The sequence below is a fragment of the Pontibacter akesuensis genome, assembly GCF_001611675.1.
GTDB classification, from domain to species: domain Bacteria; phylum Bacteroidota; class Bacteroidia; order Cytophagales; family Hymenobacteraceae; genus Pontibacter; species Pontibacter akesuensis.
In genome coordinates, this window is the sequence record NZ_CP014766.1 from 1,489,500 (window position 1) to 1,511,168 (window position 21,669).

Annotated in this window: 22 protein-coding genes; 16 read left to right on the top strand and 6 right to left on the bottom strand. The window is 50.2% G+C overall.

Annotation, left to right across the window (positions count from 1 at the left end; translation table 11 throughout):
* The first annotated feature begins 11 nt into the window (after nucleotides 1–11).
* The 6 genes from A0W33_RS06180 to A0W33_RS06205 all read left to right on the top strand — a co-directional run bounded on the left by A0W33_RS06180 (nucleotide 12) and on the right by A0W33_RS06205 (nucleotide 5,173).
* Nucleotides 12–614 carry an RNA polymerase sigma factor gene (locus tag A0W33_RS06180; protein WP_068837344.1) on the top strand — a complete coding sequence of 201 codons (603 nt, stop codon included), beginning with the start codon at nucleotides 12–14 and terminating at the stop codon, nucleotides 612–614.
* Nucleotides 589–819, top strand: a complete 231-nt coding sequence (locus tag A0W33_RS06185; protein ID WP_068837345.1) for a hypothetical protein — start codon at nucleotides 589–591, stop codon at nucleotides 817–819. The genes A0W33_RS06180 and A0W33_RS06185 overlap by 26 nt, the downstream gene beginning before the upstream one ends.
* An 18-nt stretch (nucleotides 820–837) precedes the next feature.
* Complete coding sequence (gene nth, locus A0W33_RS06190; protein WP_068837346.1) at nucleotides 838–1,518, top strand: endonuclease III; 681 nt, start codon at nucleotides 838–840, stop codon at nucleotides 1,516–1,518.
* Between the two features lie 246 nt (nucleotides 1,519–1,764).
* The gene (locus A0W33_RS06195) at nucleotides 1,765–2,658 is read left to right on the top strand and encodes a M28 family peptidase (RefSeq protein ID WP_068837347.1); all 894 of its coding nucleotides are present in this window, start codon (nucleotides 1,765–1,767) and stop codon (nucleotides 2,656–2,658) included.
* A gap of 305 nt (nucleotides 2,659–2,963) precedes the next feature.
* Nucleotides 2,964–3,851 carry a dienelactone hydrolase family protein gene (locus tag A0W33_RS06200; RefSeq protein ID WP_068837348.1) on the top strand — a complete coding sequence of 296 codons (888 nt, stop codon included), beginning with the start codon at nucleotides 2,964–2,966 and terminating at the stop codon, nucleotides 3,849–3,851.
* A gap of 260 nt (nucleotides 3,852–4,111) precedes the next feature.
* The gene (locus A0W33_RS06205) at nucleotides 4,112–5,173 is read left to right on the top strand and encodes an oxidoreductase (RefSeq protein ID WP_068837349.1); all 1,062 of its coding nucleotides are present in this window, start codon (nucleotides 4,112–4,114) and stop codon (nucleotides 5,171–5,173) included.
* Between the two features lie 220 nt (nucleotides 5,174–5,393).
* On the opposite strand, the gene A0W33_RS06210 is transcribed toward A0W33_RS06205, so the two are convergent.
* Complete coding sequence (locus tag A0W33_RS06210; protein ID WP_068837350.1) at nucleotides 5,394–6,590, bottom strand: glycosyltransferase family 4 protein; 1,197 nt, start codon at nucleotides 6,588–6,590, stop codon at nucleotides 5,394–5,396.
* A 40-nt stretch (nucleotides 6,591–6,630) separates the two neighbouring features.
* Nucleotides 6,631–7,629, bottom strand: coding sequence for a gliding motility lipoprotein GldB (gldB, locus tag A0W33_RS06215; protein WP_068839969.1), 999 nt, complete (start codon nucleotides 7,627–7,629; stop codon nucleotides 6,631–6,633).
* A 72-nt stretch (nucleotides 7,630–7,701) separates the two neighbouring features.
* Between gldB and A0W33_RS06220 the strand changes: the two genes are divergently transcribed.
* Entirely contained in the window at nucleotides 7,702–8,370 is a 669-nt protein-coding gene (locus A0W33_RS06220) for a porin family protein (protein WP_068837351.1), read from the top strand.
* A gap of 86 nt (nucleotides 8,371–8,456) precedes the next feature.
* Here A0W33_RS06220 and A0W33_RS06225 read toward each other — a convergent pair whose 3' ends face one another.
* The 3 genes from A0W33_RS06225 to A0W33_RS06235 form a co-directional block, all read right to left on the bottom strand.
* A complete protein-coding gene (locus tag A0W33_RS06225) occupies nucleotides 8,457–10,061 on the bottom strand; it encodes an Rne/Rng family ribonuclease (RefSeq protein ID WP_068837352.1) in 1,605 nt (534 codons plus the stop codon).
* A gap of 215 nt (nucleotides 10,062–10,276) precedes the next feature.
* A complete protein-coding gene (locus tag A0W33_RS06230) occupies nucleotides 10,277–11,140 on the bottom strand; it encodes a tetratricopeptide repeat protein (protein ID WP_068837353.1) in 864 nt (287 codons plus the stop codon).
* Between the two features lie 61 nt (nucleotides 11,141–11,201).
* Nucleotides 11,202–11,507 carry an HU family DNA-binding protein gene (locus A0W33_RS06235; protein WP_025608210.1) on the bottom strand — a complete coding sequence of 102 codons (306 nt, stop codon included), beginning with the start codon at nucleotides 11,505–11,507 and terminating at the stop codon, nucleotides 11,202–11,204.
* Nucleotides 11,508–11,875: 368 nt separating this feature from the next.
* Here A0W33_RS06235 and mutY point away from each other — a divergent pair, with 368 nt between their 5' ends.
* From mutY to A0W33_RS06280, 9 genes are all read left to right on the top strand, one after another.
* Nucleotides 11,876–12,967, top strand: a complete 1,092-nt coding sequence (gene mutY, locus A0W33_RS06240; protein WP_068837354.1) for an A/G-specific adenine glycosylase — start codon at nucleotides 11,876–11,878, stop codon at nucleotides 12,965–12,967.
* Nucleotides 12,968–13,078: 111 nt separating this feature from the next.
* Nucleotides 13,079–13,564 carry a single-stranded DNA-binding protein gene (locus A0W33_RS06245; protein ID WP_068837355.1) on the top strand — a complete coding sequence of 162 codons (486 nt, stop codon included), beginning with the start codon at nucleotides 13,079–13,081 and terminating at the stop codon, nucleotides 13,562–13,564.
* 26 nt (nucleotides 13,565–13,590) lie between these two features.
* Entirely contained in the window at nucleotides 13,591–14,961 is a 1,371-nt protein-coding gene (gldE, locus tag A0W33_RS06250) for a gliding motility-associated protein GldE (RefSeq protein ID WP_068837356.1), read from the top strand.
* Nucleotides 14,921–15,544, top strand: a complete 624-nt coding sequence (gldD, locus tag A0W33_RS06255; protein ID WP_082815145.1) for a gliding motility lipoprotein GldD — start codon at nucleotides 14,921–14,923, stop codon at nucleotides 15,542–15,544. The genes gldE and gldD overlap by 41 nt, the downstream gene beginning before the upstream one ends.
* 27 nt (nucleotides 15,545–15,571) lie before the next feature.
* The gene (locus tag A0W33_RS06260) at nucleotides 15,572–16,105 is read left to right on the top strand and encodes a Cthe_2314 family HEPN domain-containing protein (RefSeq protein ID WP_068837357.1); all 534 of its coding nucleotides are present in this window, start codon (nucleotides 15,572–15,574) and stop codon (nucleotides 16,103–16,105) included.
* Nucleotides 16,092–16,328, top strand: a complete 237-nt coding sequence (locus tag A0W33_RS06265; RefSeq protein ID WP_068837358.1) for a hypothetical protein — start codon at nucleotides 16,092–16,094, stop codon at nucleotides 16,326–16,328. The genes A0W33_RS06260 and A0W33_RS06265 overlap by 14 nt, the downstream gene beginning before the upstream one ends.
* Nucleotides 16,329–16,490: 162 nt before the next feature.
* Complete coding sequence (gene recG / locus A0W33_RS06270; RefSeq protein ID WP_068837359.1) at nucleotides 16,491–18,590, top strand: ATP-dependent DNA helicase RecG; 2,100 nt, start codon at nucleotides 16,491–16,493, stop codon at nucleotides 18,588–18,590.
* Nucleotides 18,591–18,647: 57 nt separating this feature from the next.
* Nucleotides 18,648–19,049: an acyl-CoA thioesterase gene (locus tag A0W33_RS06275; RefSeq protein WP_068837360.1), complete on the top strand. Its 402-nt coding sequence runs from the start codon at nucleotides 18,648–18,650 to the stop codon at nucleotides 19,047–19,049.
* Nucleotides 19,050–19,208: 159 nt separating this feature from the next.
* On the top strand, nucleotides 19,209–20,663 hold the full coding sequence (locus tag A0W33_RS06280; protein ID WP_068837361.1) for a hypothetical protein: 1,455 nt from the start codon (nucleotides 19,209–19,211) through the stop codon (nucleotides 20,661–20,663).
* A gap of 188 nt (nucleotides 20,664–20,851) precedes the next feature.
* Here the strand turns inward: A0W33_RS06280 and A0W33_RS06285 are convergent, their stop codons facing one another.
* A complete protein-coding gene (locus A0W33_RS06285) occupies nucleotides 20,852–21,580 on the bottom strand; it encodes a glycosyltransferase family 2 protein (RefSeq protein WP_068837362.1) in 729 nt (242 codons plus the stop codon).
* Nucleotides 21,581–21,669 lie beyond the last annotated feature (89 nt).

Consider the following 21,669-nt stretch of genomic DNA (forward strand, 5'->3'; position numbering starts at 1 on the left):
GTAGCTTTAAGATGAATACAACTACCCAGATGAGTGACTCAGCTTTGGTGTCCCTCTATATCGCCGGTAATGAAAGTGCGTTCGAACCGTTAGTAAACAGACATAAGAACAAAGTCTACACTACTATTTTATTGATTGTTAAAGACTCGTATAAAGCCGAGGACTTGATGCAGGATGCCTTTATTAAGGCCATCCATACCATGAAGAGCGGACGCTATAACGAGGAAGGCAAATTTTCTTCATGGATATGCCGTATTGCCCATAACCTGGCCATCGATCATTTCCGTAAAGAGAAGCGCAGCCCGATGATTACGCTGGACGACAGCAGTAGCGTGTTTAACACCATCTCTTTTTCTGAGGACTCCGTGGAGCAACAGCAGATAAAGGAGGACACGCATACACGCTTGCGCGAGCTTATCCAAACGTTGCCGCAAACGCAGCGCGAAGTGCTTATGATGCGCCACTATGCAGAAATGAGCTTTCAGGAGATAGCAGACGCAACCGGCGTAAGCATCAACACTGCCTTAGGACGTATGCGCTATGCGCTTATCAACCTAAGGAAGAAGATGCTAAACCAGAATATTGCGTATGATAAAAACCTCTACTCAGAATGAGCTGATCCAGTATGTGTATAACGAGTTGGCCGATGACGCCTGCGCGCAGCTAGAATCAGCATTTTTGCAAGACCTGGAGCTAGCCGAGGGCTGCTCAGAATTGCTCATGTTGCAACGGCTGCTGGATGAGGTTACTCAGGCACCTGCCAAACGCGCGGTTAACAACATTTTAAGTTACTCAAAATCCTTAAGTTTGCAGTCTTAACGACTGCAAACTTTTTTTATGCAAAAGAAGGAACGTTACAGGCTCCTGATCGACTACTTTACGCAGCACTTTCCGGAGCCGGAAACAGAGCTGGCATACACAAATCCGTACGAGCTGATACTTGCCGTGGTGCTTAGCGCCCAGTGCACCGACAAGCGCGTAAACATGGTGACGCCTGCACTTTTCGAAGCCTACCCTAGTCCTGAACATTTGGCCGCCGCTGCCCCGGAGGAGGTTTTACCCTATATCAAAAGCATATCTTACCCGAATAACAAGGCCAAGCACCTGGCAGGCCTGGGCAAGATGCTGGTAGAGCAGTTTAACTCTGAAGTGCCCAGCACCGTGGAGGAACTGGTGAAGCTGCCGGGCGTGGGCCGCAAAACCGCTAACGTGATTGTCTCGGTTATATGGAACCAGCCAGCCATGGCCGTGGACACGCACGTGTTCCGGGTGAGCAAGCGCCTGGGGCTGGTTACAAAGACTGCTAAAACACCGCTGGAGGTAGAAAAGCAACTGGTAGCCAACCTGCCCCAGGACCTAGTATCGCGGGCACACCACTGGCTGATATTGCATGGCCGCTACATTTGTGTGGCCCGCCGCCCCAAATGCGAGGAATGCCCCCTCACCCACTTCTGCGCCTTCTTCCAGAAAAATTTCCCCAACATTCCGGATGATCCGGAAAACAAGCTAGGTGGTTAGGAAGGCGGAGCGAACTTTCAATGTTCAACATCCGGAGCCTTTCCGTGTCAGGCACTTTTCTTCATACATCATCTACAATATCTTGAAGTATGACAAGGTGCAGCAACCTATGCTAAAGAAGGATGCCGCTTTGTAGCAACTCTACAAATCTTAAAGGAAACTGGAGCAAAGTATGACACTGGAGTAGAAATCAACGTAGTTCAGGAATTATAGCACCCCGTTCTATACTTTTTACTCCACATACTTATGGCGTTAACTTCAAATAAACAGCGGCTTTACCAGGACGTAGCGTTTTTAACCTCCCTCAAGCCCGCCCGAAACTACCAAAACAAACAGTCACTGGAAGCTGCTTCGGCTTATGTTTATGAGGAGCTGGACAAGCTGTCTTTTGATAAGCTGGAATACCAGGAATTCACTGTCAGCACGGGCAACAAATACAGGAATGTGTCTGCCATCTTCGAAGGCGCAAGCGAGGAAAGAATCATAATCGGTGCGCATTATGATGTTTGCGGCGACCAGCCAGGAGCAGACGACAATGCAAGCGCTGTGGCCGGCATGCTGGAAACAGCAAGGCTCCTCCATGTCTATCAGCAGGAAGGGCAGCTGCATTACACCTATGAATTTGTAGCCTATTGCCTCGAAGAACCGCCTTTTTTTGGCTCCGACGAAATGGGAAGCGCAGTACACGCGCGCAAAATGCTGCAGGAGAAGGTGCCGGTAAAGTTCATGATCGCCTACGAGATGATCGGCTACTTCAGCGATGCCCCCGGCTCCCAAAACTTCCCCGATCCAGCCCTAAAAAGCATGTTTCCCGACACCGGCAATTTTGTTGTGATAGCAGGACACAGTACGCAGGAGGAGGTCGCTAAAACGCTGGCTCAACGTATGCAACAGCACTGTACCACACTTGTTTTTCCGGTAGCTTTTCCGGTTACTAATGGTTTGGCCAATCTATCAGACCACAGCAGTTACTCCAGACATGGTTACAACGCGGTGATGGTAAACGACACGTCTTTTTTAAGAAACCCGCACTACCACATGCCTTCCGATACTATCGATACCCTTGACTTTGAAAGAATGGCAGATGTGGTGAACGGCGTTACCGGCATGCTGCTTTCCTTTGATGAGGAGAACAGGTAAAGCTGCAACGGCAGCCTGGTGCTGCAGCTGCTTGATTTTCTATTTAACTTAATGGCACATACCGTCACTCATACTTCAAGACAAAGTTTTATACTTTTAGCGCAGAAGAGGTGTTTGCGTATCTGTATGTTACTTACGAGCTATGCCGTACCTTTCCTATAACCGCCTATTTTATGGAGCCGAACGCAGCACCTGCCGCCTAGGCCAACAGCCATAAAACCACTAATAATCTGCACATAACAGGCGCTGCCATAAGAAATGACGTAGAATTCCGCTACCTTATGCTACTACTTAAGCAGCCGACCATGGACGAAATCAAAAAAGAAGACATCAAACAAGAAGTACTGGACCTTTACGATGACTATGCACATAACCGCGTTAACAGGCGCGAGTTTGTGCAGAAGCTTTCCCTTTATGCCGTAGGCGGGCTTACGGTGGCGTCGCTCATGAGCTTTCTCATGCCCGATTATAAAAATGCCATACAGGTGACGTCCAACGATCCACGCCTGAAATCAGACTACATCCATTACCAGTCTGAAAAAGGCGGCGGAAGGCTAAAGGCCCTGCTGTCGAAGCCTGCGGATGCAAAAAAGAAGCTCGGTGGTATTGTGGTGGTGCATGAAAACCGTGGCTTGAACCCCCATATTGAGGATGTTGCCCGAAGAGCCGCGTTGGCAGGATTTATTTCGCTTGCCCCTGATGCCTTATCGCCCCTGGGCGGCTATCCAGGCAACGATGATGAAGGCCGTGCGCTGCATAGTAAGCGTGACAGAAACGAAATGCTGGAAGACTTTATAGCGGCATACGACTACCTGAAAAACCACCCGGACTGTAATGGCAACGTGGGTGTGGTAGGCTTTTGCTTCGGTGGCTGGATTTCGAACATGATGGCCGTACGCCTACCGGAGTTGGCGGCAGCTGTTCCGTTTTACGGCGGACAGCCACCGGTAGAAGATGTTCCGAAGATTGAGGCGCCGCTCCTCCTGCACTATGCAGAACTGGACACGCGCGTAAACGAAGGCTGGCCTGCTTATGAAGCTGTCTTGAAAGAGCACAACAAGAAATACACCGCCCACATGTATGCGAATACAAACCACGGCTTCCATAACGATACCACCCCACGCTACGACAAAGCTGCGGCAGAGCTTGCCTGGAAACGCACTATTGATTTCTTCGAGAAGCACCTGAAGTAGCGCCTTTAAACGCTGTCTAAAAGATAGCAGCTACTTTCAACGTAGAGACAAGCTAATTCAGCAGGCAACAACATGATGATCAGACCTGAACAAGCGTCTGCATAGCTCAACAATTAAGCGAAGGTGCCAACGTAAAGTGGCACCTTCGTCTTTTTCCGCTCATGTGTAATGCTTCTCAATTTTACACTCAAAGCCTTTTGTAAAACTGTATCTTTAGCCCTCCGTTTGCTATTCAAGACAGTAACAGAACGCCATATACTATGACAAATAAGATAAATGTAGGATTACTTGGCTTCGGCATGGCCGGAAGCGTGTTTCATGCGCCGTTCATTACCAACGTTCCGGGTTTTCACCTGGCTAAGATCCGGGAAACACGTCTCGAAAACCGGAGCCTTGCCAACTCCCGTTATCCAGAGGCTATCTTAGTGGGCGACTCAAAGGACATCCTGCAGGATGAAAGTATAGACTTAGTGGTGGTGGCCACGCCAAACAGTACGCATGCCGCCATCGCCAGAGAAGTGCTGGAGGCAGGAAAACACGTGGTGGTGGAGAAGCCTTTCACTGTTACCTCGGCGGAGGCAGACGAGCTGATTGCGCTGGCGAAAAGCAAAAACAAGCTGCTGGCTGTTTTCCAGAACCGCCGCTGGGACAGCGACTTCAAAACTATCCGCAAAATTATAGCCGCTGACATGCTGGGCGATGTCGTGGAGTATGAGGCGCATTTCGACCGGTTCCGCAACTACCTGAAGCCTGATACCTGGAAGGAAGAAGCCGCCCCAGGCTCCGGCATTCTTTACGATCTCGGCTCACACCTCATCGACCAGGCCCTTTGCCTCTTCGGAACACCGGCCGAAGTATCTGCTGAACTGCGCGTGCAGCGCAAGAACAGCCAGGTGCTTGATAATTTTCACCTCACGCTACACTACCCTAACACCCGCGTTATACTTAAGGCGGGCATGCTGGTGCGCGAGCCAGGGCCACGGTATGTTATTTCAGGCTACCATGGCTCCTTTGTGAAGTATGGACTGGATGTGCAGGAAGATAACCTAAAAGCTGGCATGGCACCGAAAGGAGCCGAAAACTGGGGTGTGGAACCAGAGGAAATCTGGGGCAAGATCAATACAGAAATCGATGGCTTGCATCTAGTGGGCAAGATTGAAAGTGAGCCCGGCGACTATACTGCCTTTTACCAGAATGTATATAATGCCCTGCAAGGACAGGAAGAGTTGGAGGTAAAACCTGAGGAAGCCCGTAACACCATCCGCGTGATAGAACTGGCGATGCAAAGTCACGAAGAGAAGCGCACACTTGCATTTGATTAAGTACAACTGGCGCAAGCGTCCGCTTGTGCCTTGCGACAGCAAAGCCACGCTTGCTGAATGCATTATCAGATGACTTGGTTAGCAAAACAATGCTCTATACTTATTCCTGATATATTTGCCTCGTGCACGTCGGCACAAGCGGACGCTTGCGCCAGTGGGTAGCAATACAACCTGTTTCTTGAGATCAAACGGTAACTTATGAAGTTGAGAACACCAGTAGCTACTGCACAGCACGTTTCAGTACTTCCTCTACCTGCAGCACCAGCTGCTGCCTATCGAAAAGCCTCCGTGAAACAGCGATACCCCTTGCGCCAGCAGCCAGCAGCTCCTGCTGCTGAGAAAGCGCGGATTGAATTGTCTGCGCCAGGGCCTCCGGTTGCTCCGCGGGTACATACCAGCCGCAGCCATGCTCCTCCACAAAGCGTTTGGTCCAGCCGGGGTTGGTAACGATCGCTGGAGTTCCGCAGGCCAGGCTGTCGTAAAGCTTGGCAGGCGAGTTCGTGGCCAGCACAGGCAGATCATTGAACGTCACCACCGAGACTGCGGCCAGTTTGAAGAGCCGAAACACCTCGGGACGGGGCTGCGGCGGCAACAGCAGCAGATTCGGTACCCGCTGCGCCAGCTCCTTCAGTTGCTTTTCGTAGTAGCCGTTTCCGGTAAGTATAAAGGTTATACTTGTGTCAGCGGCCATCTGCTCGATGGTCTGCATCAGCGCCTGCATGCTGTTAGCCCGGCCATAGGTACCGGCATACAGTACCACCTGCTTGCCCTGCAGATTATACTGCACGCGTAGCGCCTCCACCTCCTCCTCGGTTACGGCATCCACCATCTCCAGGTCGGTGCCATTGTAGTTGGTGGTGATTTTCCCCTGCGGAATTCCAAGGCCGATGATGTGCTCCGTCATGTCCGGAGAAAGCGTGATAATGTGGCTAGCACTTTCGTAGAGGCGCTTCTCCATGCGGTACAAGCGCTGCTGCAACCACGTATTCTGTACAGCCCCCATCTGTATGGGGAAACTCGGCCAAAGGTCCTGCACCTCAAACACCCAGGGCACGTTGCGGAACTTAGCCGCCTGAGAAGCCACCCACGGCGTACTTAAAGGGGTAGACACGGCCCAAAAAATATCCGGCTTCTGTAGCTGCATGGCTTTTTTAAAGGCACAGGCAGCAAACCCGGCAAAGGATTTCAGGCGCTTGCGCACGCCCATTTTGTTAGCGTAGGGCTCCACGCACTCATGCAATTCCACCCCTTCTGGCACCCACCCATACTTGTCCGTAATGCGTATTCGCCTCCAGCCGTCACTGGCTACCAAACTAATCTGGTGCCGCTTCGCCAATGCCTCCATAAAGGTATAATGGCGGCAGGTGGCTGGACAGTCAGGGTTGTGGTGGTGCTGGTTAAGTATGGCAATATGCATCAGGGGAATCAGTTCGTAAACGTATAAAACAGGCAGAAGCTTAGCGCTTCTTCTCTGGCTTATACTTCGACTCGTTAAAGATTTTGCGGTAATCGGTTTCTGCCATCAGTTCAGGCAGGCTCACGTCGGGGTTGCGCTGCATGTAGTGGCGCACAATCTGCCAGCCTACCCAGGTGCCAATGCGGCCGGGGGCCGAGGCATCTACCTCAGGCGTGTTAGGGCGCTCTCCTATGTACTTGTTCACCACGAAAGGAGATTTCTCAAACAGGAGCTCTTTCTCCAGAAAATGCGCCCAAATGCGCCCTTCGTTATGAAAGATATCGGCTATCTGCTGGTCCGTATAAGAGATGATCAGTGAATCAGGGGTGCAAGGCAGCACCGACTGAACAAAATAGTAGGCCTTGCCCATGCTCACCATCTCACCAAGCAAGGTGCGGTCAGCGGCATTGGTTTTGTTAAAGCGGTTCGAGAGCAACAGCATGGCGGCAGGCACCATCTTTTCCGGCTGGTAACGCGCCAGGATGTAGTCGTAGGCCTGCGGGCGGTATCTTGCCTTTGGCCCGATAAAGTAGTCAAGTCCGAGCACCAGGAGGCTGTCCGAAACAAACAGGTCGTTGCCCAGGCTGCCCAGGCCTGTCACAAAGGTTTTTACCTGCGGCACATGATACTCGGGATAATGGTACTTGATCACTTTAAAGGCCCGCTCCAACTGCTGCTCCTGCACTTTCATATCGCCGAAAGCCTCCTCCGACTGCAGCACCAGCGAATCCAGCGCTGCATTCGTGCTTAGCTCGTACAGGGCTTTTACCTGCTCGGCGTCGTTCGGGATCTGCAGGTATTTCTGCATGAAAAGCGGATTCTCTTCCAGAAAAGCGGCCACTTCGGCCTCAGACTTGGCGCTGAACAGCGCCTTCTCCATCCGCCCTATCTCCACATCAACAGGCACATCCGCTATCTCATCGGGCAGTTCACAGCTTTTATCGCCGCCACAGCCGAAAGTGAATATTAATACCGCTAGTATAAAAAATCTGTAATACATTGTTTTGTATCTTTGTACAAAAATAAGGTGTTCCGTCGTATTAGGTAACATAAAGTATAAATTAAAACGCTGATGAAGAAACTTACACTCTTAATGCTGCTGCTGTGCGCTGGCTTTACCTCCATGGCACAGATTGAAATCGGTTTACAGGTATCCCCAACCATTGCTGGCAACCGCTTTATAGCGGAAGACAGGTACAATTTTGAAAAGGAAAGCAGCAGCCTGCGTTTGGGTGTGGGCGTGATAGCCGACTACTTTTTTGCCCAGAACTACGCCTTCAGCACCGGCCTGCTGTACCGTGCCAAGGGCTCGGAGATATCCTACAACTATACCCGTGAGAATGGCGGTGTCACAGAAACCATAAGCGGCAAAGATGACCTGACAATCCAGTACATTGAGTTGCCAATCACGCTGAAGCTCTTCACAAACGAAGTGGCGCCGGGCACTATTGCCTATTTTCAGGTGGGTGGCTCACTTAACACCAAAGTGGCAGCTCAGGTGAACGACAAGAAGGTTATCGACGGAGAGAAAATCATCAAGCGCTTCAACATCTTCGAGGCCGATGTGCTGCTTGGTGGCGGTGCTGAGTTCCAGATGGGCCAGAGCACGAAGCTATTTGCCGGCCTTACCTACCACCGCGGCCTCACCGACATCGACGACTTTTACGAGAAAAAATTGGGCGACAAGAACATCGCTATCAAAAACAACGGTGTATCACTGGATGTTGGCGTGAAGTTCTAGCCGCGCTGGCAACAAGTATAAAGTATAAATAAAAAAAGCCGCTGCTAGTCACTAGCAGCGGCTTTTTTATTCCGTGGAGTTGGCTCTTATACCAGTTCCTCTTCTTTTTCATCAATTTCGACAACTGGGCTGGCGGCGGTTCTCAGCTCAATTTCCTCTCCCTGGCTATCCATCACATTAAAGTCCATGATGCCCAGCGAAGTGTCTTTTACAAGGCTCACCCACCTGTAGTACTTGAAAAACCATTTCACCTGCTTTGATATCAGTCCCTTTGTATAGTATGAGTACACGAAGGGGTGCATAAATATCTTTAAGCTCTTGTGGTTGTGGCTCGTCAGCAGGTCTTCTACCGCTGCGTCAATTTCATCTGTCACCAGAATACTGGCTGTAATTTTACCGGTTCCGCCGCATGTAGGGCAAACCTCGCCGGTAACAATGTTTTGCTCCGGTCTGACACGCTGTCGGGTGATTTGCATCAGACCAAATTTAGAGACTGGGAGAACGGTAGACTTAGAGCGGTCCCGCTTTAGTTCTTCCTTTACAACCTCGTAAACTTTCTGCCGGTTCTCCGGCGACTTCATGTCAATAAAGTCAACTACAATTATCCCACCTATGTCCCTGAGGCGCAACTGACGGGCCACTTCTTTGGCGGCCATCATGTTTACGTGAAGCGCGGTTGCCTCCTGGTTTGTTTCGGTGTTCGATTTGTTCCCACTGTTTACATCTACCACATGCAGGGCCTCGGTGTGCTCTATCACCAGGTAACCACCCCCTGGTATCGTCACTGTTTTTCCAAAGGCAGCCTTTAGCTGTTTCTCGATGTTGAAGTGTTCAAAGGTCTTTGTTTTGCCAGTATAGTGTTTCAGGATATTAACCCGGTCCGGTGCTATACTTTGCACGTAGGCTTTGATGTCGTCATAGAGCTGCGTATCGTCAACTACTATATTGTCAAAGCTCTCGTTTAACAGATCCCTCAAGATGGATGAAGAACGGTTTAGCTCACCGATCACTTTATCGTTCGGCTTTGCTATTCTGAGGGTTTTAAAGCCCTCTTCCCAATTGGCCAGCATGTTGCGCAGGTCTCTGTCGAGCTCTGCCACTTCGCGGCCCTCTGCTACCGTGCGAATGATCACGCCGAAGTTCTCCGGCTTTATACTTGTGATCAGGCGCTTTAAGCGTGTGCGCTCCTCTTTGCTGACGATTTTCTTGGAGACACTTACCGTGTTTGAAAACGGTACGAGCACCAGGTAACGTCCGGCTAAGGAAAGCTCACAGGACAGGCGCGGTCCTTTGGTAGATATCGGCTCTTTTACAATCTGCACAAGCAGCTGCTGCCCCTTTTTCAGGACATCGGCTGCCTTGCCGAGCTTGTCTATCTCAGGCTCAAACTTTATCTGGCTTAGCTTGGGTGTTGCGTTCTTCTGTGTTTGCGCCGCTTTCACATATTTGTTAAGCGTTTTGATGTTGGCTCCCAGGTCATGGTAATGCAGGAATGCATCCTTGTGGTAGCCAATATCAATAAAGGCGGCGTTAAGTCCAGGCATTACTTTTTTTACAGTGCCCAGGAAAATATCACCTACGGTGTAGTCCGTGTCTTTCGACTCGAAGTGATACTCTACCAGTCTTTTATCCTGTAAAAGCGCAATGCGATCCCCATCTTGAGTAGAATTGATAATCAGTTCGTTACTCAATTTCTCTCAAATGGTTATGGTTCCGATGTATAAGACCAAAGCCCACTTTAGCGAAGCAAAGTGGGCCCTCGTGAAATTAGAAGAAATTACTTCTTCTTATGTCTGTTTTTTCTAAGACGCTTCTTTCTTTTGTGCGTGGCGATCTTATGTCTTTTTCTTTTCTTTCCGCAAGGCATAATCTTGGTTTTTTGTGTTATGAATGATTTCTTAAATTCTTAATTCAGTTTGGCAAGCTCCTCGTCTACCGAGGTGATCAAGGCCGGATCGTTGCTCATGCCCTTCACTTTCTCGAAAACAGCCTTTGCCTGCTCCTTCTGCCCCGTTCCAGCCAACGCCACTGCCAGGTAGAAGGTTCCTTCCACGTGGCTCGGGTTAACCTCCACCAGCTTCTGGAAACGCTCCACGGCCTTGTCGTACTGGGTAGACTGCATCGACAGAATACCCAGGTTAAACAACGCCTTTTCGTGGTTCGGGTTTGATGCGATGACTTCGCGCAGCAGCGTAATTCCCTGCATCGGATTAGAGGTCGCGATATAGGTCATGGCTACGTTCGTTTTGGCATCCAGCTCCGACGGGTTGTTCTTCAGCACCTGCTCATACATGGCACGCGCCTTGGAACCGAGTTCGTTGGCGCGCTCCTGGGTGGAAGCAAATGTGAAGGCCTCGTAATAAGCATCGCCTGCCCGCTTGTAGCTGTTTTCACCCCCACGGGCTTTGGCAGCAACTTCAAAGTAGTAACCGGCACTGTCATACTTGGCAGCCGCTTTGTAGGCATCGCCCAATTCTACTGCCTGCCTACTGCGGGTCTGCTCATCGCTGGCCTTGTTAAACTTGGCCCGGGCGGTAGACAGCGCCATCAGTTGCTCAGGTGTCGCTGTCATGTGCGCATCCGCAGCAGCACCTCCCTCAGCACCGTGGTCGTGGCCGTCATCTTCTGAGTGGCCTTCGGGCACGGCACCTGCTTCGGTACTGGCAAGATTGTTTTTGTCCTCCTCGTTTACAACAACTTTGGGCAAAAAGAATATAACGGCCACCAACACGATGGCTGCAATAACTATCAATATTTGTGACCGTTTCATTCTTTTTGCCTAATAGCTGTTTTGAGTTAAAACAAAATTAGATCAGCAAAGATACAAAAATTTAAGAATGTGCTACTTCTTGAATCTTTTTGCTGTTCTTGATCTTCTGGATAAAGGTTTTTGACGGCTTAAAGCTAGGGATAAAATGCTCGTCGATGATGATAGATGTGTTTTTAGAAATGTTACGAGCTACTTTTTTCGCACGCTTCTTATTCACAAAGCTACCAAAACCTCTCACGTAGATGTTGTTACCATCTGCCATAGAATCTTTCACTACTTTGAAGAAAGCCTCAATGGTAGACTGTACATCTGCTTTATCGATCCCTGTCTTATCAGCAATTTCTGATATTACTTCTGCTTTAGTCACTTGCTTGTTCTTTATAAATTAATAATAAGTTATCTTTCTAGTGTAATGGGTATCAGTAATTTCCAGAATTACCGTGATTTTCGGGGCACAAAGGTAGGGCTACTTTTCGAATAGCAAAAGCTTTAGCGCTAAATTATTACGTACCGGATGGCCCCTCTAAAGTATCGCCCAGCGCCAACCGCACACGGCCTGCCATCCCTTAACGCCTGCCTGCCACTTATATTTCAGTGTTTCACCATCTGTTTGAAGTTTCCGCCCCTCACAACAAATTTCTAATTTGCCAGTTGCTACCTTGCACACGAACCGGCCTTCGCCTTTGCAAAGTATAGCCAACGCCAGCCGTGCTTATTGAAATATCATATTACCCCATGCAGGAAACCGCACACGCACATTTTGCATCAAAACTCATCGACTGGTACGGCCGGAACAAACGCACTTTGCCCTGGCGCGACACCACTAACCCATACTTTATCTGGCTTTCGGAGGTGATTCTGCAGCAGACGCGGGTGGCGCAGGGCCTGCCCTACTACCAGCGCTTCGTGGAAACCTACCCTACTGTGCAGGACCTGGCTGCGGCCCCACAGGAGGAGGTGCTGCGGTTGTGGCAGGGGCTTGGCTATTACTCCCGTGCCCGTAACATGCACCATACGGCGCAGTTGGTAGTAGCACAGTTTGGCGGTCAGTTTCCGACGAAGTATGAGGACTTACTGAAGTTGAAGGGCGTGGGCAGTTATACAGCGGCGGCCATTGCCTCTTTTGCCTTCAAGGAGCAAGTGGCCGTGCTGGATGGGAACGTTTTCCGGGTGCTGGCTCGTATTTTTGGCCTTTCAGATGATATTGCCGCGCCCGCCTCGCGCAAAGTTTTCCAGAAACTGGCCGATGAACTGGTGCCTGCCAGGGAGCCGGACACCTATAATCAGGCCATCATGGAGTTTGGCGCCATACAGTGCACACCCCTAATGCCTGACTGCATGTTTTGCCCCTTCCAACAAACTTGCTTTGCCTTTAACCACGGCATGGTGCAGGAACTACCGGTAAAAGCAAAGGCGAAGGCGGCGCGGCCACGCTACTTCCATTACATCGTTTTTGAGCACAACAACAGCTTTTACCTGCGCAAGCGCCTGGAGGGCGACATCTGGCAGGGTCTTTACGATTTCTACCTCTACGAGAGCGACACCAAGGAGCTACCGATGCCCTTGCTGCTGCAGGAGTTGCAGGAGGCAGGCATACCGGTGCTGGAAGCGGATTTGCAGCCTCCCGCCAAAGCGTACAAACATATTTTAAGCCATCAGAAAATAACAGCGCATTTTTACAGGATAAAACTGCACGAGCCGCTGAAAAAGGAGGTACTGCAGGAAACAAGATTGGGGCTTTTTAACGTTGAAGAAATAGATAATTTGCCGAAGCCAGTTTTGATCAGCAGCTATTTGAAAGATGCGAAGATTTTAGTATATTTATAGACTGAAACTATTTATAGCGGAAAAAGCATTATCTATTTCAGTAAGCCATATTTGCCTCCAGCTTGGTTGTTGGAGTAGCCCATTTCAACTAAATATTTAACGTAAAAAGACATGGCAAGTGTAAACAAAGTAATCCTGATCGGAAACCTGGGCAAAGACCCGGAAGTACGTCACTTAGAGGGCGGTGTAGCAGTAGCTCGCTTCCCAATGGCAACCTCCGAAACGTTCAAGGACAAGCAGGGCCAGCGCCAGGAAAGAACCGAATGGCACAACATTGTGGTTTGGAGAGGTCTGGCTGAAGTGGCCGAGAAGTACCTGAAGAAAGGCAATTCTGTCTACATCGAAGGAAGACTCAGAACCAATAACTATCAGGACAAGGAAGGCATCCAGCGTTACAGCACCGAGATTGTAGCGGACCAGATGACCATGCTGGGCGGCCCGAGCGGCGGTAGCGGAAACGGCCAGGAATCAGCGGCTGCAAGCGGCGGAAACTACGGCAGTAGCAGCGCATCCTCTTCAGGCAGCGGCAATAGCAGCAACAGCGGCGGCAATGCCTCAGCCTTCCAGAACGACGAGCCGGACGACCTGCCGTTCTAACCTATGTTTCAACTAATTAGATAGTCTTGGAAAGTACAGACCCCGGAGACCCCCTGAGTTATAGTTTACTCCAACTCCTACAAAGTTCGTTAACTGAACTCAGAATAGAATACCTGGTCGCCATTGTTGGTGGCTTTATCTTACTGCTGCTCTCTGCCCTCACATCGGGGGCCGAGGCAGCTTTCTTCTCTTTAACAGAGCGTGAACTGGAGCAGTGTAAAACCAGCGCCCGCCCCTCTGAACAGCGTGTGTACCGCCTCCTGCAGCACCCACGCAAGCTCCTGACAACCATTCTTATCTTCAACAATGGCATTAACGTGGCCATTATTACAGTGTTTGCCTACGTGGCCTGGCAGCTTTTTGGCGCCAGCACCCTGGCGGCTGGCGCGATGGTGGCCTGTGTGCTTTTTGCTACCTTTTTTATCGTTTTCTGTGCAGAAGTGCTGCCTAAAGTATACGTTCAGAAGCGGCGCCTGCACCTGGTGCGCCGCATGGCTGGCGTACTCGTAAAGCTGCAGTGGCTTGTCCGCCCCATCTCCTGGCTGCTGATGTTTATCAATGAGTACATTGAAAGAAAATACATCTCCAAAGGGTACAGTCATACTTTAGAGGACCTGCACCACAGTTTGGATGTTGCCTTGACCAATGCTGACACTTCTCCGGAAGAGCGCAAGATTCTGCGCGGCGTGGTAAACTTCGGCTCCATCACGGTGAAGCAGATCATGCGCCCGCGAATTGACATTGTTAGTTTTCAGCGCAGCCTCACCCTTCCGGAGCTCATGCCCGAAATTGTGCAGTGGGGCTATTCCCGCGTGCCGGTTTATACCGAGAGCACCGCTCAGATTGAAGGCATCCTCTACGTAAAAGACTTGCTGCCGCACTTACACAATGGGGCTGACTTTAACTGGCAGCAATTGGTGCGTCCGCCGTTCTTTGTGCCGGAGAACAAGCGCATTGCTGACCTTTTCCAGGATTTCAAGGAGAAGCACGTGCACATGGCGGTGGTTGTAAACGAGTATGGCGCTACGGTAGGCCTGCTGACGTTGGAGGATATTGTGGAAGAGATTGTGGGCGAGATTAACGATGAGTTTGATGACGACGATGACATTATCTATTCTCAACTCGATGAAAATACCTTTATCTTTGACGGCAAGACATCGCTGCATGACTTTTGCAAGATTGCAGAGCTGCCTTTCGATGCCTTTGAGGAGGTAAAGGGCGAAAATGAAACGGTGGCTGGTTTGATGCTGGCGCTGTTTTCACGCATTCCGCGCACAGGCGAGGAAGTGGACTACGGCCGCTTTCATTTCACAGTAGAGTCGGCGGACACGAAGCGCGTAAAACGAGTTAAGATAAATGTCGCAAGCAAAAAAGAACAGTATCATAAAGTTAGCTAGCCTGAAGTCTCTGTTGTGGTTCGGTCTAGCTGCAGGCTTTATTTCCTGCAGCGCAGAGTACACGCCGAAGCCGAAGGGCTACAACCGCATCGACCTGCCTTCGCAAACATACAAGCCGCTACAGGAGGCACATCCATATGCTTTTGAGATGTCGGAGCACGCTAAAACGCGCCCTGATTCTTCCGGAATTGCGCAGCCGCACTGGATCAACATCATCTACCCGGAGCTGGGCGCAAACGTGCAACTTACCTATATCGACATCAGCCAGGGCAACGACAAGATGCTGAACAACCTCGTGGAAGATGCGCGAAAGCTAACTGCCAAGCACCAGATTAAAGCCTACGCCATTGAGGAGACGCAGATAAAGACGCCACAGGGCGACGTGGCTGCTGTTTTTGAATTGGAGGGCGAAGTGCCCAGCCAGTTCCAGTTCTATGTAACCGACTCTACACAGCATTTCCTGCGCGGCGCGCTATACTTTAGAACTGCCACCCAGAACGACTCGCTTGCCCCGGTCATTGAGTTTGTGAAGAAGGATATCGTGCACCTGCTGAATACGCTGGAGTGGCGGGATAAGCAGTAGGTGTCATTATTTTCTGTAAAAAACATAATGGAAGAACAAGAGCTTGATTATGATCCTTTCACTTATCCTTCTCTTGAAGAAAGAAAAGTGATAATCAAGTCACAGCCTCTTATTGATAAACTATATTTGGATGATGAGACTAATGACAAGTCTTACACTGATTTTATAAAGTATAAAAATGCTCTTGATATATGGCCTTGGAAAAACAGGTTCAACAATAAAATAAGCAAGCTTGTTTTTAGCTACGTTCTTACTAAATACCATTTTGATAGAGGTATACATGATGATGTTTGGAAACAAGACACAGATTCAGGAGCAACAATATTTCTCCCCTATCTCAGAAGCGAGCGAGACAGGTCAAATTTATTCCTTTTCAGATATTCATCCGAACACTACTATTACCATTATATATCTGCATCTGATATAGTATATCATTTACTAAATGTATTTTACAATTTAGAAGTCAAGGAAGGTGGCAGGTTTAATAGAAATATTGCTGATAAACTAGAGGGGAAAAGAGCAGCTAGTCTCCTCTCTTCATTTAATAATGATATTAGATAATAATGATATTAGAAGTTTTAGAAATGAGAGGAATGGTTTAACGCACAACTTCCCCTTCAATGAAATAGATACTAGAAGCAGAGAACAGATTGATAATGGCAAAAGAGTATATACAATGGGAGTATACGACTATACTCCAAGTGCGGAGGTCTTAAAAAGAATCAATGATTCTCTCAAGCCACTTGCAGATTTAGTAAAGGGCCTCAATGAAGAGCTAAAATAAGCTGTTACTCCTCCAACAACTATCCTGACACTCGCAGGACCTTCGGAGTGAAATCTTAAAGAAGCAAGTATAAAGCCCCGGCAGCACTTACACCTGTCGGGGCTTTTGCGTATTTTTACACTTTATACTTGCCATACTTTCACCCTAAAAGCAAGCCAAAGCGTGAGCAACTTTTTCAGCACCAAAATAGAGTTCCTGAAGGGCGTAGGACCGATGCGGGCGGAGTTGTTGCAGAAAGAACTCAACATCTACACCTACGGCGACCTGATCCAGCATTACCCTTTCCGCTACCTCGACCGCACGCAGTTCTACAAAATTGCGGAGCTGGACGAGACCATGCCGTACGTGCAGGTGCGCGGCCGCATCCGGGGCAAGGAAGTACTAGGTGAAGGACGTAAGCAGCGCCTGGCAGCCACACTGGTGGATGAGAATGGTGATCAGCTGGAGCTGGTGTGGTTTAAGGGGGTGAAGTGGATGGAGAAGTCGCTGAAAAACCACACGGATTATATCGTATTCGGGAAGCCCACCGAGTTCAACGGCAGGTTTAACATGGCGCACCCGGAGCTGGAGGAACTGGCAGAGGAGAAACAAACTACTGCTTTCCTGCAGCCTGTTTACCATACCACCGAAAAGCTGAAGGCCCACCGCATCGATAGCAAGGTGATCAGCAAGATGATCGAGCACCTGCTGAAGGTGGCGCTGCCACAAGTGCAGGAGTCGCTGTCGCCGGAGCTGATCGACACCTACCGCCTCACCGACAAACGCAGCGCCTACGCCAACATCCATTTCCCGGAGACGGTGGAGAAGTATAACGCGGCCAAATTCCGACTCAAATTCGAGGAGTTATTTTACATACAGCTGCGCCTACTGCGGCACAAGGTCGTGCGCAAAGCCGACCTGAAGGGGCAGATTTTTAACCAGGTTCCTACTGTTACCGAATTCTACAAAAACCACCTCACCTTCGACCTGACGAATGCGCAGAAGCGGGTGATAAAAGAAATTTATGGCGATTTGACCGCCGGAAAGCAAATGAACCGCCTGCTGCAGGGCGACGTGGGCTCGGGCAAAACCATCGTGGCCTTTATCACCATGCTGATCGCCGCAGACAATGGGGCGCAGTCAGTGCTGATGGCGCCAACTGAGATCCTGGCTGACCAGCATTACGTGGGCCTGAAAGCCTTTGCAGATAGCCTCGGCATTAACCTGGGCAAACTCACCGGCTCAACCAAAGCGAAAGACAGAAAAGTGCTGCACGAGCAACTGCGCTCCGGCGACATGAAAATGATCGTGGGCACGCATGCCCTGCTGGAGGACGTGGTGCAGTTTCAGAACCTGGGTCTTTGCATTGTGGATGAGCAGCACCGTTTCGGGGTGGAGCAGCGTTCAAAGCTGTGGCGCAAGAATCCGCGCGTTATCCCGCACGTGCTCGTGATGACGGCCACACCTATTCCGCGCACCCTGGCCATGACGCTCTATGGTGACCTGGATGTATCGGTGATTGATGAGATGCCGGCAGGCCGTAAGGAGATCGTAACCGTGCATCGCTTCGATTCGCACCGCCTGCGGGTGTTCCAGTTCATCCGCGACCAGATAAAGCTTGGCCGCCAGGTATACATTGTGTACCCGCTGATAGAGGAGTCGGAGCAGATGGAGAACTACAAGGACCTGATGGACGGCTACGAGAGCGTGAAGCGCGCTTTCCCGGAGTACAAGGTAAGTATGGTGCACGGCAAAATGAAGGCACAGGACAAGGATTACGAGATGCAGCGCTTCGTGAAAAACGAGACGCAGATCATGGTGGCCACTACCGTAATTGAAGTAGGTGTAAACGTACCGAATGCCTCAGTGATGGTGATTGAGAGCGCCGAACGTTTCGGACTGTCGCAGCTGCACCAGTTGCGCGGGCGCGTGGGCCGTGGCGCCGAGCAAAGCTACTGCATCCTGATGACAGGCTACAAGCTGAGCAAGGACAGCAAAACGCGCCTTGAAACGATGGTGCGCACCAACAACGGCTTTGAGATTGCTGACATTGACCTGAAATTACGCGGACCAGGCGATTTAATGGGAACGCAGCAGAGCGGTGTGCTGGATTTGCTGATCGCCGACCTCTCGAAGGATGCGCCCATACTTCAAGAGGCACGCGCCGCCGCACAGCGCATACTTAACGGGGACGCCCAATTGGAGCAGCCGGAGCACGCCAATATCCGGCGTCATATTCAGTCTTTAAGTGTAAACACCGTAAACTGGAGCAGAATCAGCTAGAAAACTATACCGAATAGCATTGGCTATACTTCATTAATTCCCCATCAATTCAAATACATGAACCTACAGGAGCGCATTGCCCAATCAGAGACACGCATTTTTAAAGCGGTTTTCCCGAACACCACCAACCACTACGACACACTTTTTGGTGGCACCGCCATGCAACTGATGGACGAGGTGGCTTTTATCACGGCAACCCGCTTTTGCCGCAAACGAGTGGTTACTGTCTCCTCCGACAGAATCGATTTTACGCAACCCATCCCGGCCGGCACAATTATCGAATTAATTGGGCAGGTGGTAAGCGTGGGCAAAACCAGTTTAAAGGTGCAGGTGGATATTTATGTGGAGGAAATGTACTCTGATACCCGGCTGAAGGCGGTGAACGGCAGCTTTACCTTTGTGGCCATAGATGAGCACAAGCAGCCGGTGCAGGTACTGCCGGAAAGTACAGAAGTATAAATGCCAATACCATCTGCTGTCGTTCTTCGTTAAGAGAGCGGGTTTTTCCTATCGTTCCACGCGAAACAATAGACGAAGCTTAATATACAGGTATCCGTTTACAATCTGGCCGGTACCGCCTAACTTAGTACGTATTATACTACCTAATCTATACTTACCGTGAAAAAGCAGTTCATCCTTCCGCTTTTGTTTCTAAGCCTGTTGTGTCAGCCGCAGGATCTATTAGCCCAGGCCAAGACCAAGGCATCCGTAGCTTTCAGTTATCAACCCGACAAAAGCGAAGACCATTATAACCCGCGCATCAAGCAGAAAGCCATACCAGTGGGGCAGGATGCCTTCGTGCTGCTGAACAGTGATGGCGCCCGAAAGTATACCGTGGAGAAGTATAACGCAGACCTGAAACGGCAGTGGGCAGCAGAGATTCCCTTGGCTGAAGGCGAAACCATCGAGTCTTTTACGGCCACCCAGGAGGCAGCCCTGGTAGTGACGCACCGCAAAAACGGACAGAACCAGCAACTGCTGGGGCATTACATCAACCTGCAGAACGGGCAGCAGGAGCAACCGTCGCTGCTGCTGGAGGCTCCTGCCAAAGGCCGCCGTGCCGGAGTGGCTGTTTCGGAGGATGGCTCCAGAGTGCTGGCATTCCGCTACCATACCGACAACAGCTTCCAGATCCAAACCATCAGCGGCACGTTGTATAACGGCCGCTTGCAGAAGCAGCAGGATGTAACCTATAACCTGAACGACCTGCGCGGCATCATGACGGCAGACATACAGCTGGGCAACAACGGGGAGCAGTACCTGAACCTGATATCAGACCAGATGAACCGCCTGAGCGTGCGCCAGTATTCGCCTGACAGCAAGGAGGCCAAGGTAATGTCGGTGCTGGTGGGTGGCGCATTTGACGGAAAAAAAGTGTACATCCGCGACACGAAATTTGAGTTGATGCCCAACGGCAAAATGTACGGCGCCGTGCTCACGGCAGACGAGGCCAGCAACGGCTACTACAGCCTGAAAGCGGTGAAGTATGATTTCGAGAACGAAGACATGGTTTTTGCCGAGGAGTTTCAGTTTACGCCGGATTATGTGCAAAAAGTGAACGCGCTCGACAAGAGCAGTGACAACACCAAACTGCAGGACATTTACCTGACGGACCTGCTGCTAACGCCAGAGAAAAAACTGGTGGTGGTGGCCGAGAAGAAGTACACCGCTGGTGGCGACAACGCACCTTTCTTCGCCAAAGAGCTGCACCTGTTCGCCTATGATGAGTTTATGGACAGTTCCTGGAACTCGGTACTCATGAAGCAGCAGGAGGCTCCCGCAGCAGAAGGCTTCGCGGGAATCTCCTATGCTTCCTACCTGAGCGGCAACACCCTGAACCTGCTCACACTCGAGGACCTTAACGGCAAGTATGATTTGTACCTGCGCCAGATCAACACCAGCAACGGCAGCGCATCTGCCCCGAAAACGGTTGGCCTGAAGGTGGCAAAGGATAGCAAACCAGCTTATTTGAGAGCCTACACTGCCTGGCTGGCCGATAAAAACATTGTGACGGTGGTGCGCAGTGGCAAGAAAGACAAAGGGCTACAGCTGAAGCATGTTCAGGTAAAGTAGTTGCTGGCCTTATACTTCTTCTTGGAAGCTTCTTCTTGAAAGTTTAACCCACCCCTGCCCCTCCGAGGAGGGGATTATTTTACTATTGCAGTAATTCCCCTCCTCGGAGGGGCAGGGGTGGGTTCTTTGATATGAGTTATCAACTCAAGAGGTCTTGCGTCTTTTTGTCTTGCGTCTTGTGTCCTTTTTTATAGCTTGAACTGCCGCAGCAGGCGGGGCAGGCCACCTCTGTTTTGTTGCTGCGCATTTATCTTTCTGGTAAACGAGGTGAGTTGCAGCAGCATATGGGAGAAACCTACAAAAGAGACAATCTCCACGTACATCCTGAATTCCTTTTTAGAGCCGTCCAGCACGCCCAGTTTATTTACTTTATAGGTGTTTCTGGCTGACCATGGCATCCAGCGTACCTGCTTTTTGTGGCGCAGCATATAGCGGTTAATGGCTACCTCCAGTTGGTAGCGCTCAGGTTTTAACTGCATCACTTGCTCCAGATCTGCTTTCCTGATAAGCCTCTCCCCCGACAAAAGAATATCGGAGCGATACCAGCGCACGAACCAGGGCGAATTAATGCGCCTCAGGATAATCATATCTACACTAGGGCTTTCAGTAATGGCAGCGATGGCAGCTTCTATCTCGTCTGTCCGCAGGTCCTGCAGGTCGGCGTCCATTAGCAGCACAAGCTCATTTGTTATGCTTTTGAGCCCTTGCTGTATAGCGGCCACCTTGCCACTGTTTCTTTGCTGTTGCACGACAAGCACCTGCGGCCAATTGGCCTTGATGTAGTCAGCAGTTCCGTCTGTAGAGCCATCATCTACACAAACGACCTGCCTAATGTACTTTACCTTAGAAACCACCTCCAGCACTGCAGCAATGCGTTGCCGCTCGTTATAGCACGGAATGAGACAAGAAACCTGCATAATTCATCACACTTGATTGACGAGGGGTGCTACAGTGCATACGTTGCAACCTTTTTTTCATCCGATGTCTGCACAACATTTTGTTTAGT